The 12048-nt window shown below is 68.2% G+C and carries 14 protein-coding genes, 2 tRNA genes and 2 pseudogenes; 11 read left to right on the top strand and 7 right to left on the bottom strand.

Annotation, left to right across the window (positions count from 1 at the left end):
* Nucleotides 1-103 precede the first annotated feature (103 nt).
* Nucleotides 104-196 (bottom strand) — tRNA-OTHER (locus ABZ904_RS48705).
* Nucleotides 197-398: 202 nt separating this feature from the next.
* Between ABZ904_RS48705 and ABZ904_RS48700 the strand changes: the two genes are divergently transcribed.
* Complete coding sequence (locus tag ABZ904_RS48700) at nt 399-1535, top strand: PP2C family protein-serine/threonine phosphatase (protein ID WP_361830596.1); 1137 nt, start codon at nt 399-401, stop codon at nt 1533-1535.
* 173 nt (nt 1536-1708) lie between these two features.
* Here the strand turns inward: ABZ904_RS48700 and ABZ904_RS48695 are convergent, their stop codons facing one another.
* Nucleotides 1709-1843: a hypothetical protein gene (locus tag ABZ904_RS48695; protein ID WP_361006123.1), complete on the bottom strand. Its 135-nt coding sequence runs from the start codon at nt 1841-1843 to the stop codon at nt 1709-1711.
* Between the two features lie 61 nt (nt 1844-1904).
* On the bottom strand, nt 1905-2543 hold the full coding sequence (locus tag ABZ904_RS48690) for a TetR family transcriptional regulator C-terminal domain-containing protein (protein WP_361830594.1): 639 nt from the start codon (nt 2541-2543) through the stop codon (nt 1905-1907).
* 135 nt (nt 2544-2678) lie between these two features.
* Here ABZ904_RS48690 and ABZ904_RS48685 point away from each other — a divergent pair, with 135 nt between their 5' ends.
* The 7 genes and pseudogenes from ABZ904_RS48685 to ABZ904_RS48655 form a co-directional block, all read left to right on the top strand.
* On the top strand, nt 2679-3212 hold the full coding sequence (locus ABZ904_RS48685; protein ID WP_361005466.1) for a carboxymuconolactone decarboxylase family protein: 534 nt from the start codon (nt 2679-2681) through the stop codon (nt 3210-3212).
* Nucleotides 3213-3349: 137 nt separating this feature from the next.
* Nucleotides 3350-4000 (top strand): nitroreductase family protein, encoded by a 651-nt coding sequence (locus ABZ904_RS48680; protein WP_361005469.1) that lies wholly within the window; start codon nt 3350-3352, stop codon nt 3998-4000.
* 201 nt (nt 4001-4201) lie between these two features.
* Nucleotides 4202-4645 (top strand): cupin domain-containing protein, encoded by a 444-nt coding sequence (locus ABZ904_RS48675; protein WP_359405517.1) that lies wholly within the window; start codon nt 4202-4204, stop codon nt 4643-4645.
* A gap of 95 nt (nt 4646-4740) precedes the next feature.
* Nucleotides 4741-4956 (top strand): hypothetical protein, encoded by a 216-nt coding sequence (locus ABZ904_RS48670; protein ID WP_359405514.1) that lies wholly within the window; start codon nt 4741-4743, stop codon nt 4954-4956.
* A gap of 209 nt (nt 4957-5165) precedes the next feature.
* Complete coding sequence (locus tag ABZ904_RS48665) at nt 5166-5570, top strand: pyridoxamine 5'-phosphate oxidase family protein (RefSeq protein ID WP_361005472.1); 405 nt, start codon at nt 5166-5168, stop codon at nt 5568-5570.
* A 194-nt stretch (nt 5571-5764) separates the two neighbouring features.
* A complete protein-coding gene (locus ABZ904_RS48660) occupies nt 5765-5893 on the top strand; it encodes a hypothetical protein (protein WP_359405509.1) in 129 nt (42 codons plus the stop codon).
* A gap of 151 nt (nt 5894-6044) precedes the next feature.
* Nucleotides 6045-6421 (top strand): annotated as a pseudogene (locus tag ABZ904_RS48655) (ROK family protein); the annotation flags it as partial.
* Between the two features lie 127 nt (nt 6422-6548).
* Here ABZ904_RS48655 and ABZ904_RS48650 read toward each other — a convergent pair.
* The 3 genes from ABZ904_RS48650 to ABZ904_RS48640 form a co-directional block, all read right to left on the bottom strand.
* Nucleotides 6549-6621 (bottom strand) — tRNA-Arg (locus ABZ904_RS48650).
* On the bottom strand, nt 6612-7367 hold the full coding sequence (locus ABZ904_RS48645) for an acyl-CoA dehydrogenase (protein WP_361830590.1): 756 nt from the start codon (nt 7365-7367) through the stop codon (nt 6612-6614). Before ABZ904_RS48645 ends, ABZ904_RS48650 begins: the two co-directional genes overlap by 10 nt.
* 459 nt (nt 7368-7826) lie before the next feature.
* Entirely contained in the window at nt 7827-8516 is a 690-nt protein-coding gene (locus tag ABZ904_RS48640; protein ID WP_361830588.1) for a hypothetical protein, read from the bottom strand.
* Nucleotides 8517-8848: 332 nt separating this feature from the next.
* Between ABZ904_RS48640 and ABZ904_RS48635 the strand changes: the two genes are divergently transcribed.
* The 3 genes from ABZ904_RS48635 (at nt 8849) to ABZ904_RS48625 (ending at nt 11692) form a co-directional block, all read left to right on the top strand.
* Nucleotides 8849-9556: a ScbR family autoregulator-binding transcription factor gene (locus ABZ904_RS48635; protein ID WP_361830586.1), complete on the top strand. Its 708-nt coding sequence runs from the start codon at nt 8849-8851 to the stop codon at nt 9554-9556.
* Nucleotides 9557-9723: 167 nt separating this feature from the next.
* Nucleotides 9724-10956 carry a cytochrome P450 gene (locus ABZ904_RS48630; RefSeq protein ID WP_361005479.1) on the top strand — a complete coding sequence of 411 codons (1233 nt, stop codon included), beginning with the start codon at nt 9724-9726 and terminating at the stop codon, nt 10954-10956.
* Between the two features lie 103 nt (nt 10957-11059).
* Nucleotides 11060-11692 (top strand): ScbR family autoregulator-binding transcription factor, encoded by a 633-nt coding sequence (locus ABZ904_RS48625; RefSeq protein WP_359405500.1) that lies wholly within the window; start codon nt 11060-11062, stop codon nt 11690-11692.
* A gap of 115 nt (nt 11693-11807) precedes the next feature.
* Here the strand turns inward: ABZ904_RS48625 and ABZ904_RS48620 are convergent.
* Nucleotides 11808-11966: pseudogene (locus ABZ904_RS48620) on the bottom strand (IclR family transcriptional regulator C-terminal domain-containing protein); the annotation flags it as partial.
* Between the last annotated feature and the right edge of the window lie 82 nt (nt 11967-12048).

Here is a 12048-nt window from a genome sequence, read left to right as displayed (position 1 = left end):
CGAACTGGTGCCCGTCCGCACAGCCGCCTGCTGAATCACCCACCAGCCAACTCCCCAGGCCAACACGCCCCGTGATCAATCGCGGGGCAGCCCGTTAGTTCTGTGCCCCCGGCAGGATTCGAACCTGCGACACGACACCCGCTTTAGGAGTTCATCCTCAGCTGCATGCGGACTGCCGCGTTGCTACTACAAGGGCTCAAGGCACTGCACCCCTGCCTCCCACTGTTAATATCGTCCCTATTCGCCCATATTTGGGCACCTCAATTCGCCCGGGTCTCGCCAATACGGAGAGGTTCGTGGAGCTAGTGTCTTACAGGCTCCAGGGAGTGCAGCGAGAGGCCACTCGTTGGCTCGCTCGTCCATGGGGCGTGCGACTGTCACGTCCCGCGCTCACTGCGGTGCCCTTCCTGTTCATTTTTGCGATCACACTCATTGATCTTCCGTTTCCCGGTTCCCTTCATTTGGGCGACTTGCTGATCGTGGTCCCTGTGATCACCGCCTGGTATGCCAGCCCACGACTCACCGCGATGGTCTGCGCCGCGGCCGTGGCTGCCCTGGTGGCCATCTACGCAGTGCGCCAGTCGGCATCCCCGCCACAAATGGCCGCCCTGATCGTGACGTCGGTGTTCACCGCTATCGCTCGATACCTCTCGAAGCGACAACAGCGAGAGATGGTCAAGGTACGACGAGAGATGGTCCAGGTACGAACAGTCTCCGAGGCCGCGCAACTCGCCGTACTGCCTCCCCTCCCCCGCGAGGCAGGCCCGCTGCGCCTTGCTTCGGTGTACCTGGCCGCCGAGGACGAAGCGCACGTCGGCGGAGACTTGTATGCCGCCGTGCGGACGCCCACGGGAATACGGCTGATCATCGGCGACGTGCGCGGCAAGGGCCTGCCCGCGGTCGGCGCCGCCGCCCGGCTCGTCGGCACGTTTCGCGGTGCCGCCCGGCAGCAGGACACCCTGCCAGACCTCGCGGCCTCCCTGGACAGCAGCGTTCGCAGCGACGCGAGCGAAGTAGCTGGACCCGAGCGCGCCGGAGAGTCGTTCGTCACCGCAACGATCCTGGAGATCCCCGATAGGGAGCCTGTGGTGCGCAGCGTCACCTGTGGACACCCCCCACCGCTCCTCCTCCGCGCGGACCACGTCGTGACGCTGGAAGCCAGCCAACCCGCGCCCCCGCTGGGGCTGGCCCCACTGCTGAGCACCACCTACTGCACCGACACCTTCAGCTTCTGCGCCGGCGATACTCTCCTGCTCTACACCGACGGGGTCATCGAGGCCCGGAACGCCATCGGCGCCTTCTACCCACTCGTCGAACGGCTGACTACCCGAACCGACAGTCACTCCACGAGGCTCCTCGACCACATCCGCGACGATCTTCTCACCTACGTCGGCGGTCGGCTCGGCGACGATGCAGCCATGATCGTCGTCGAACGCAAGCCCTTCGAAACGGGTGCTGGGGCCCATTCAGAGCCAGACGGCAGCGCCCAGCAGTCGGGCACCCATCACTGCAGGTCAGCGGATCCCGCTGCGTGATCGATGCGTGCGAGGACGGGGTGGCACAGGCCCTCCGGGGTGGGATCGTCACGGTCGGACATCGATATCCCCTCGTGCCGTGATGGCTCTGTCAGGTGCTGGAGGTGAGTTCATGGCCGTGCCATCCGGCGTCCGGCGATCTCGCGGTAGGTCGCGGTCGGGCAGGTACTCGGTCAGGTCTCCGGTGTTTCCCGGTGTGCACCGTCCTGGGTGAGGTGGATTCGCGCCAGGGCCTCGGCGATTTCGACGGTTTCCTCGTCGTCGGGGCCGTAGACCATGCACATGTCGTCGTGAAGCGGTTCGAGCATCCGCCGGGCATCGGCGAGTCGTCCCTCGGACAGTTCCAGGAATCCGATGGCGCGCCGCAGTTCACACGACGTCGTCTGACGTTGTGTACGCGCGAAGACGCTCGACCGCGGCATACAGCGCGTCACGCAATGGCGCTACGTCGCGGGCGATCTGCGCGAGCAGGCTGCCACCCTGGTAGGCGGCGATCAGCATGTGTGCGAGTCGCGCCGGATCCGCCGACGCGTCGAGTCGTCCGTCATATTGCATCCGCTCGAGTCCCGCTCGGAAGATGTCCCGCCATTCGGTGAAGACACGGGTGAGGTCGTCGCGGACATCTAGATCGGTCTTGACGATCTCGCTCGCGAGGGATCCGAGGCTACAGCCGTTCTCGAACGGGCGACCGGAGACGACGAAGAAGTCCGCCCACTCCTGGTACGCCTCGATCGTGTCGAAGCCGGCGAACCGTTCGCTTCGGTGGAAGCCGAGCACGCTCTCGGCCTGCCAGTCGATGACGGCGCGCACCAGGCTCTCCTTGTTCGCGAAGTAGTGGCTCAGCTGCGAGCCGCTGACCCCCGCTGCTCTTCGCACCAGCTCGTTGTTCGTCGCGTGGACCCCCCGCGTGTAGATCAAGTCCGCGGCGTGCTCGAGGATGCGACCTCGCGTCGCCGGCCCCTTGCCCGTGCGCCCGCGAAGATCACGCGATCCATCGTTCATCTGCATGTCACCACCCTATCCCGCAGATTGGGCTCAGCGGCCCAACATGAACACGGATTGGGCTTGACAGCCCATTCCGCGTCGCGTTCACTGTGAGTGGGCCAAACAGCCCAGACTGATACCGACCGGAGGACCACCACCATGTCCCGTCTCAGCACGCCCGAGCCCACCGACATCGACGCCAAGACGCGGGGCACACTGGACGCCATCGCCAAGCAGTTCGGCTTCGCTCCGGGCATGTTCACCATGCTGGCCGCCAACCCGACCGTCCTCGAGATCGTGATGGGCCTGCAGGGCGGCATCGCGAAGCTCCTCGACGCGAAGACCCGTCACACGATCGCGCTGGCCACGTCCCACTCCAACGACTGCGACTACTGCTCGGCCGTGCACGGATACACCTCCGCGAAGTTCGGAGGCATGTCCACCGAGGAGATCGAGCTGGCCCGCGCCGGCGGTTCCACCGATCCCAAGCGTGCCGCCGTCGCCCGCTTCTCCCAGCAGGTGATCGAGACCCGCGGTCAGGTGGGCGACGAGGACATCGCCGCGGTCCGCGAGGCCGGGTACACGGACCCCGAGATCCAGGCGATCGTCACCGTCGTGGTCGTCACGCTGCTCACGAACTACCTCAACAACGTCAACGACACCGTCGTCGACATCCCCGGTGCGGGCGCGTAACCAGCGACGTCGCGACCGCGTCGACCGGCACGGAGGTCGCCCCAATGACAGCGACGCTCACCACGTACTGACGTGACTCCAACGCCCAGAAACCACCTCCCGACCCGATCTCTTCGAACACGAAACGAAAACCAGGCATGGATCTCAACAACCTGATCACCAAGCACCTCACCCGCTACTTCGACCCGAACAAGAAGATCCCCGAGGAGACCTTCCAGCTCCTGCTGCGCTACCTGCGCACCTCGCCGACGACGATCAACATCCAGCCGATCCACTTCTTTGTGCTGGAGTCGCAGGCCGGCAAGGACAAGCTTGCGGACGCTCTCGTCGGCCGCTTCGAGGACAACCAGGAGAAGGTGCGCAACGCCTCGCACGCGATCGTGTTCACGACCCGCAAGACGATTCCCGACGAGCACTTGCAGGAGATCTTCGCGAAGGAGCGCGCGGACGGTCGCTTCGCGGACCCGGAGATCCAGAAGGGATGGGAGGCTGGAGCGTCCAACTTCGTGGAGATCCAGTCGGAGAACTATGGCGGCGACGTGCTCCACTGGCTGGAGAAGAACACGTACCTCGTGGTCGGCGCGACCATGATGGCTGCCGCTTCTCTCGGAGTCGACGCCACCCCGTTCGAAGGGTTCGACCGCGCGGCGATCGACGAAGCGTTCGGCCTCACCGACACCGACTTCACCACGACGCTGATCATGGCGCTCGGGTACCCGGACGAGACGCGCGTCTCTCGCCAGCCGGTCTCGCGCTTCGACGCCGAGAAGATCTTCACCCGCATGTGACGAACTGAGCGGGCGCGCGATCGGCACGCCTGCTCAGTTCCGGGGGACTCGACTGTCCGGCGCCCGCACCTCTGCTCGACGGAGGCCGGACAGTCGACCTCTACCGACCTCGATGAGGCCAAGATGCACGCAGACAGGACAGTTCAGAACCGCGCGGCCGCGCGCGCCAATGAGCGGATCCCACCACCCGAGAGGACACGAATGACCGCCATCTACTCCCACCATCCCGGAACCATGCCGTGGATCCCGGTCGTCGACGGTGTGTCGGCCAAGCCGCTGCGGTTCACCGCCGACGGACAAGGGTGGGCCAGCGTGGTGCGTATCGATCCGGGATCCCGGGTGCCCCGGCACCGGCACACGGGCGACGTGCAGGGCGTCGTCCTGCGCGGGCGGTGCCGCTACTCGCCCGACGACCCGTGGCTGGAGGCCGGCGCGTACCTGCACGAGGCCGACGGGGCCGAGGACGAGGTCCTCGCCTGCCCCGAGGCGGGGGCCGAGATCCTCTTCATCGTGGCGGGGCCACGCGTCGAGTACCTCGGCGACGACGGAAGCGTGGTGCACGTCGACGATCAGCAGTCGAAGCGGCGGGCCTACGCGAAGTTCTGCACCGAGAACGGGCTCCAGGAGCGCGATCTGCACCATTGATGCCACTCATCGGAACGGAGAACGGGAACGAATTGCCGTACGAGCCGGCGATATCCTCCGGCGGCGGAGCCGGCAACGGGGTGGGAGTGCGAGCTGTGTCGACGGATGTGGCCGAGGGCGACGCGCGAAGGCGCACGAATCGCGCGGCGCGCGGCGTCGCGTCGAGCACGGTGGCCGCGATGAACCAGTGCGCGCCGGCGAACCCGCGCATGCCGATGCTCGACGACATGCAGGAGATCATGCGCACCGCCTACTACTGGCGTGCGCAGGGCCGAACGCACGCGGACCAGGGCCGAACGGCCCTGGCGTGAGGAGTACCACTGCCGTTCCAATGAGCTGATCACGCGTGTCCGTGGCTCCCACCCGGGTGTCACGGACAGGCAACCACCAACTCGTGAGGGGACGGCGTACATGCTGTACCGGCCCACCGGCCGCGGCCACGGCGACAGACCGTGCAGCCACTCGCCGCCCCGGCCGGAGACCCACAGCGGTGAGCAACGAACCCGCACGGAAGCCTCCCGTGACCACCGACACCGCTCAGGCACGCCCTGCGGGGCCGCGCCGCAGCATCGAACTGGACAGCCGTGAGGCCCTGCGACTGCTGGGCAGCGTGTCCTTCGGACGGATCGTCTTCACCCGCCATGCGCTGCCGACCGGCCGCCCGGTCAACCACGTCCTGGACAACGGCCACATCGTCATCCGCACCCATGAGGGCGCGGCCCTGACCGCGCGTGCCGGGGAGGCCGACGGACAGGGCGTCGTGGTGGCCTACGAAGCCGACTCCATCGACCCCGTCACACACCTCGGCTGGAGCGCATCGCCGCCGAGGACGACCGACCCGAAGCCGTCGAACAGGCCGCCGACGCTCGCGCCCGAGCCGCACAGCTCCGGGGCCAGGCCGACGTGGGATGAACGCCCTTCCTGAACATGAACTACCGGGTCAGAGCGGTGAAATGCCACCCTGGCCCGCTGCGTTCAACAACCGATCGGTTCTTGAACAGCGGCAGGGGGTCGGGACTGGCTGCGGAGGGGGAGTGGTGGAGCCGATTGCCGCAGACTCACTGCCGCGCACTCTTCGGGACGAGGTACCGCGCCGCGGTGCCATTCCGAGGGGGAGACGTGGAACTGAACAGCAAGAACCGTCGTATCCGGCGCATCGCACGCATTATCGCTCTGAACCTGGCCGACCGGTTCGTCCAGGGCGTCGGCCGCTCCGTCGGCGAGGAGCTGCTCTCGTGGTTCAAGTGACCAGCGGCACGCACCGGAACGAGGCCCGTCGGCATCCACGCCGGCGGGCCTCCGCCCCACGAGAGTGCTTCGGGGCTTGAAAACGGGCTGTCACACCAGCCGCAGTACCGGCCCCCTAGGTGAGCATGAGGTCGCATGTTCAAGAGCCCGCGACGTGCGCACCGGAGGTCTCGAGGAGGGCAGAATCGGCGCGGGTGAGTCGACCGGTTCCTATTCGTTCCGTTGGGTACCGGCATCACGGGCGAGATCGGCCACATCGTGGTGCGCCCGGACGGCCCTCCCTGCGACTGCGGACAGCGCGGATGCCTCGAACGACTCGCGGCCGCCTCATCCGTCAGGCAGGCGTGGGCCGCCGCGTCGGGCGATCCGCGAGCGGATGCGGCCGCGTGTGCGAAAGCCGTGGAGGCGGGGAACGAGCGCGCGCAGACCATGTGCCTGAGCGCCGTGGCCGCGCTGGCAGACGGGCTCTTCACCGCCCTCACCCTGCTCGACCCGCACACCATCATCGTGGGCGGCGGTCTCGCCGAGGTTAGTCATGCCGCCTCACCTACGGCCCGTCCTGACGGATAGTCAAATTCCGTTCCCACGGCGTTCCCATTTTCCCAGGGAAAATGAGAACGCCGAACTACTCCGCGGCAAAACCGCAGGTCAAGCGTGCCCCCGGCAGGATTCGAACCTGCGACACCCGCTTTAGGAGAGCGGTGCTCTATCCCCTGAGCTACGAAGGCGGGGCTTTCACCCAGTGGTCGACTGGGCCGTTTGATCTCGATCCCGTAGGCGTGACCCCGGCGGCAGCCGACCGGTGACAGCCTAGCGGATCGTCTCCCCGGTGGTCGCCCTTGTTCCGCCCGGGCCGTGTTTGCCGTCTGCCCGGCAACCCGTCCGGACCCACGACCTGGACCGCCGCGGCCCCGCCAACCGTCACGGGACAACCGGGCGACAACGGGCACAGGCCAGCGCCCGGACCACCCGCGCAGGCGCCTCCTCGCGTGTGGGTTGTGCGTACGGGGCACGCCCAGCGGTCCCCTCCGCGATCCGGACTCGGCCGGAAAGGTGGATCAGCGCTCTTCGTCACCGGTCGACTACGTTGCGCACGCCCGCACGGCCGAGCACCCTCCCAAGAGCAACCCCTAGGAGCCCCCCGCCCCCGCGCCCGCCGTCCCCCAATCGACCCCCCACTAGCGATCGGTATCGCCGACAGCCGTTCCGTCGGGAAGTCGAAGGCGTCCACCAAGGTCGTCATGTGCGGGGCCAGGTCGGCCACGACGGTGTCCAGGGTTTGGGGCAGGGCTCGGACCTGGTCCGGGGTCAGGTGGCCCTCGGCGAGGAGGTCGCCGGTGTGGTCGCGCAGGGTGCGGAGCAGGAACAGGCGGCACAGGGAGTGCAGGAGCCGGCGGGTCATGGGGTCCACGGTGCTGTCCGCCGCGGCGCTGAACGCTTCCGCCGCCTTCAGGCGGGCGTGTGCCGAGACCATCTCCAGGGCGGCCTCCGAAGTGACGTTCCAGCGGCCGACCGGGTCGCCGGACGGGCCCCCGGCGCAGGGCCGCGCGGGCCCGGGTCTGCCAGATGGCCTCGGCGTGGGCGAGCCGGGGCTGGAGGAAGGGGAGGTCCATGAGGTCCCCCATGTCCCCGGGCCGCACCGTGCCCGGCTGCGCCGTCTCGTGGCCGAAGACCATCTCGGACGCCGCCTTCACCCAGATCACCAGGTTGTCGCCCTCGGCTGTGATGCCGCCCTCGAGGTTGGCCGGCAGGTCCGCGATGCCGTTGGCGGGGAACAGGCCCTGCGCGCCGCAGCGTTCGCGGCACTCGAAGGTCATGTCCCGCGCCTGCCAGGTGATCCAGCCCTTGGCGATCGCCGCGAGCCGTTCGACATCCAGGCGGTTCTCCTCGGTGTGTGCGGCGAACCGGTCGACCACCGTGCGGTGCAGGAACGTCATCGCGTACGCCGTCGCAGCGCGGTCAGCAGACGGCCGTGGTGGCTGCGATGCGCGGCGACGGGGATGCGCTCGCCCGCTCTGGGGCCGGCGATGAGGCGGCTGTGGGAGTAGCGCACCGCGATGGTGAGTGCGGCGCGGGCCATGCCCAGGGTGCCGGCGCTCATGCAGAGCTTGCCCATGGTGACGCGGTTGATGGAGCGCAGGAGCCGCTTGCGCTTGTTGCCGAGGTTGCCGGTCAGCGTGCCGTCGCGGTCGAGGCGGCCGTGGTCGGACTGGAGGAGGGCCTCACGTGGCAGCCACTTGTGGTCGAAGGAGGTGAGGGCGTGGTCGACCGGGGTGCCCGTGCGCTCGCGTAACCGGCGGACCGTCACCCCTGGCAGCTGTCCCGTGTGGTCGCTGAGCGGGGTGAGGAAGAGGAAGACGCTTTGGTCCTCGCCGTCCACGATGAGTCTGGCCGCGACGACCGCCGTCTTGGGGCCGCCGGTCCGGCTGGTGTTGGGCATGAACTTCTGCGCGCCGGGTGTCGGCGTGTGCAGGTGGAAGCCGCCGCTCGCGCGGTCGAGGACCGCGACGGTCTCCATCGAGGCCACGTCGTTGCCGTGCTCCAGCTCCGTGCACAGGAACGTTCCTGTGTGGCGCAGGGAGGTGAACGCGGTCAGGTCCCGGCCCGCCTGGTCGTGGTCCACCGGGCTGCCCAGGGATCCGCCGTCGTCGCCAACGTCTCGGACGCTGTGACAGTCATCGAGCTTCCCCCCGGTGTGGGTGGGATCAGGTGCGAAGCGCGCGATCGAAGATACGTACCACCCGGTTTTGTTTTCAAGGGTTCCCTCGGGTCCTCTCCGCCCTTGTTCCCGTGCGGGCGCGGCGACTTGGAGTGGGGTATCGAGTGGGGAAAGGGCCTTTTCCCCGTCCTTTTGGGCCGATCCCTCCGCGTCTGTCAGAACCGGTTCTTCAGGGTTGAAAAACCGTTCGGCTGGTTTTATTGTCCGTGGCATCAACGCTGGTACGGAGGATGCGGGTGGCACGGCAAGAGCGGGCCATTCGGACGCGGCAGGCGATCCTGATCGCCGCGGCCGAGGTGTTCGACGAGGTCGGATACGAGGCGGCGACGATCTCCGACGTGCTGCAGCGGTCGGGTGTCACCAAGGGCGCCCTCTACTTCCACTTCGCCTCGAAGGAAGAGCTCGCCCAAGCCGTACTGGCCGCGCAGGTCACCTCGCTCCCGCCCGTCCCGCAGCAGGACCTGAAGCTCCAGGAGTCGCTGGACCAGGCGCTGTTGCTGGCGTACCTGCTCAAGAAGGGCACCGGTGACCCGATCGTCCAGGGCAGTGTGCGTCTGACCGTGGACCAGGGGTCGCCCAAGGACCACCTCAACCGGCGGGTGCCGATGCAGGCGTGGACCGAGCACACGCAGTCCGTGTTCGAAGAGGCCAAGCGGAGAGGGGAGATCCTTCCCCATGCCGATGTGGCCGCGCTCGCCAAACTGTTCGTTGCCGGCTTCACCGGAGTCCAGGTGTACTCGCGGATCATGACCGAGCGGGAGGACCTGGCCGAGCGGGTGGCCGACCTCTACCGCCATCTGATGCCGTCCGTCGCCGTGCCGGGGGTCCTGGTCAGGCTGGACTTCTCCCCGGAGCGGGGGCTGAAGGTGTACGAAGCGGCGGTGCGGCGACCTGAGTCGGACGGTCGCGAGCACGAACCGGAAGCGACCGGTACGGCGGACTGACCTGCCCGGTGCTGGTCCGGGTGGGCGTAGAGCGGCCGGGTGAATCGGCCCGGGCAAGGGAGACCACTGCTCCTTCTCTGAACGTGCGCAACAGTTCCACCGCGGTGCGCCCTGGCGGCATGCCGCGTCGAATGCCGAACGGGCCCCCAACCGAACGGAGTGCACGGATGGACATGACCGCATGCCCCTACGCCCTCGATGTGACCGGGCGTGACCTGGCCGGTGAGACGTCGACGTTGCGGAGCCGGGGACCGGCCGTGGAGGTGGAACTGCCGGGCGGGGTGCGCGCCTGGGCCGTCGTACGGCAGCAGTACGTCAAGCAACTCCTCATGGATCCACGGGTGTCGAAGGACGCCCGGCAGCACTGGCCGGACTTCGTGGCGGGCCACATCGGCGAGGACTGGCCGCTGTATCCGTGGGTGGCGAACGAGAACATGCTCTTCGCCTACGGGGAGGGCCATGCGCGGCTGCGCCGACTGGTCGCCGCGGCCTTCACCGCCCGGCGGACGGAGGCGTTGCGGCCCCGGATCGAGGAGATCACCGGTGCACTGCTCGATGACCTGGCCGCGCTGCCGGACGGCGAGACCGTCGATCTGCGGGCCGGGTTCGCCAAGCTGCTGCCCATGCGGGTGATCTGCGAGCTGTTCGGTGTCGCCGAGGAGGCGCGCGAACCCCTGTGTACGGACCTGGAGTTGGTGTTCGGCACATCCGTCCCCGGGGGCGAGATGGCGGCCGCGCAGGTCCGGGTCTTCGGCATGCTGGCCGAACTTGCCGCCGAGAAGCGGGCCAGGCCCGGCGACGATCTGACGACCGCGCTGATCGAGGCGCGCGACAGCGACGACGGCAGGCTGACCGAGCAGGAACTCCTCGGCACCATCTATCTGATGATCGCCGCAGGCCAGGAGACCACCTGCACCCTCATCACCAATGCGGTCGGTGCCCTGTGCGCACACCCGGAGCAGCGGGCGCACGTCCTCGAGGGCCGCGCGGAGTGGGCCGATGTGGTGGCCGAGATGCTGCGCACGCACAGTCCCGCCGCGTACTCCCCGATGCGGTTCGCCGTCGAGGACATCGAGTTTGACGGCGTGCACATCAAGCAGGGCGACCCGATCCTGGTCTCCTTCGCCGGTGCGGCTTCCGATCCCGCGGCGTACGGGGAGGACGTCGGCGTCTTCGACGTGCTGCGGCCCGGCCGGCGCGACGACCTGGGGTTCGGGCACGGCGTGCACCGGTGCCTGGGTGCACCACTGGCCAGGCTCGAGGCGACCACCGCGCTCGCGGCCCTCTTCGCCCGCTTCCCCGACCTTGAGACCGCCGTCCCCATGGACTCGGTGGCGCCGGTGCCGTCCTTCATCGTCAACGGCTATGCGGCCATGCCGGTTGTGCTTCGCCCCAACTGATCCCGGTTGTCCCTTGGTTGGGATGAATTCTGATGTCGGACCTCTGGAAAACCGCGCATACGGTTTGTTAGGCTCCTGGGCCCCCGCAGTAATGGAGCGACCGATGGCCAAGCAGGAACGTGCGGTACGGACGCGCAACGCCCTGATCGGTTCCGCCGCCGAGTTGTTCAGCCGGGACGGCTTCGAGGCGGTGTCGCTGTCGGCCATCAGCACGAGGGCCGGGGTCAGCAACGGAGCCCTGCACTTCCACTTCCCCAGCAAGGCGGCTCTTGCCACGGGAGTGCGGGCGGCGGCGGCCGAGCGCTTCAGGCGGATCGTCTCCGCCGAGCGGCCGCCGCCGCAGCTCGGCGGTTCCCTCCAGGCCCTCGTCGACACGAGCCACGCGCTTATGCAGGGCCTGTGCCGCGATGTCGTCCTGCGTGCCGGATTCGACCTCGGTGACAGCGTGGAGGCGGCGGGCCGCGGCGAGGACCTCTACGAGTACTGGCACTCCTGGGTGGAGGACACCGTCGTCCGGTCCGCGCGGGAGGGGCTGCTCTCCGACGTGCCGCCACGGGACCTGGCGGCCACGGTGGTCGGCACGACGGTGGGCTTCGCCGCCCTCGGCAGCCATGATGTGCGCTGGCTCTCCCGCATCACGCTCACTCGCTTCTGGGCGCTGCTCCTGCCGCGTATCGCCTCACCGCCGGTGCTGCGGCTGGTGGCGGCTTCGGGGAGACGGGCGGAGGCGGGCTGACGCGATGGCCGGAAATCCTCGCAAAGAACCGCACATCCGGTTTGGTATCCGTGTCCAGCCGGATCCATACCCTCTGGGCGCTCCGGCCATCCGTCAGTCGGCTCCACGCCTGGTCTCAGATACTCGGCACCTTCCTGAACCGTCCCGCCACATGCAGATCCGCCTCGATCCGCGTCGCTGCCGCGCGCAGTTCCGGCAGCACATCGCTGACGCACTCGTCCTGCGTCAGGCGGCTGCTGTGCATGGCGACGTTCACCGCCGCGACCACCCGGCCGGTAGATGAAGCGCTCGCGCCCGTAGCCGAAGGGGTGCTGCGGGGTCGCGTCGCGCTGGGCGCGCTTGCCGCCGATCAGCAG

Origin of the sequence: Streptomyces sp. NPDC046900 (assembly GCF_040644975.1) — a bacterium.
Lineage (GTDB): Bacteria > Actinomycetota > Actinomycetes > Streptomycetales > Streptomycetaceae > Streptomyces.
This window is presented reverse-complemented; position numbering and strand designations above follow the sequence as displayed.

Coding starts and splice junctions, on each gene's coding strand:
- ABZ904_RS48675 (WP_359405517.1), top strand. CDS start 4,202: ATGACCGCCATCTACTCCCACCATCCCGGAACCATGCCGTGGATCCCG.
- ABZ904_RS48645 (WP_361830590.1), bottom strand. CDS start 7,367: ATGGTCTCGGCACACGCCCGCCTGAAGGCGGCGGAAGCGTTCAGCGCC.
- ABZ904_RS48690 (WP_361830594.1), bottom strand. CDS start 2,543: ATGCAGATGAACGATGGATCGCGTGATCTTCGCGGGCGCACGGGCAAG.
- ABZ904_RS48695 (WP_361006123.1), bottom strand. CDS start 1,843: ATGCTCGAACCGCTTCACGACGACATGTGCATGGTCTACGGCCCCGAC.
- ABZ904_RS48625 (WP_359405500.1), top strand. CDS start 11,060: ATGGCCAAGCAGGAACGTGCGGTACGGACGCGCAACGCCCTGATCGGT.
- ABZ904_RS48685 (WP_361005466.1), top strand. CDS start 2,679: ATGTCCCGTCTCAGCACGCCCGAGCCCACCGACATCGACGCCAAGACG.
- ABZ904_RS48630 (WP_361005479.1), top strand. CDS start 9,724: ATGGACATGACCGCATGCCCCTACGCCCTCGATGTGACCGGGCGTGAC.
- ABZ904_RS48680 (WP_361005469.1), top strand. CDS start 3,350: ATGGATCTCAACAACCTGATCACCAAGCACCTCACCCGCTACTTCGAC.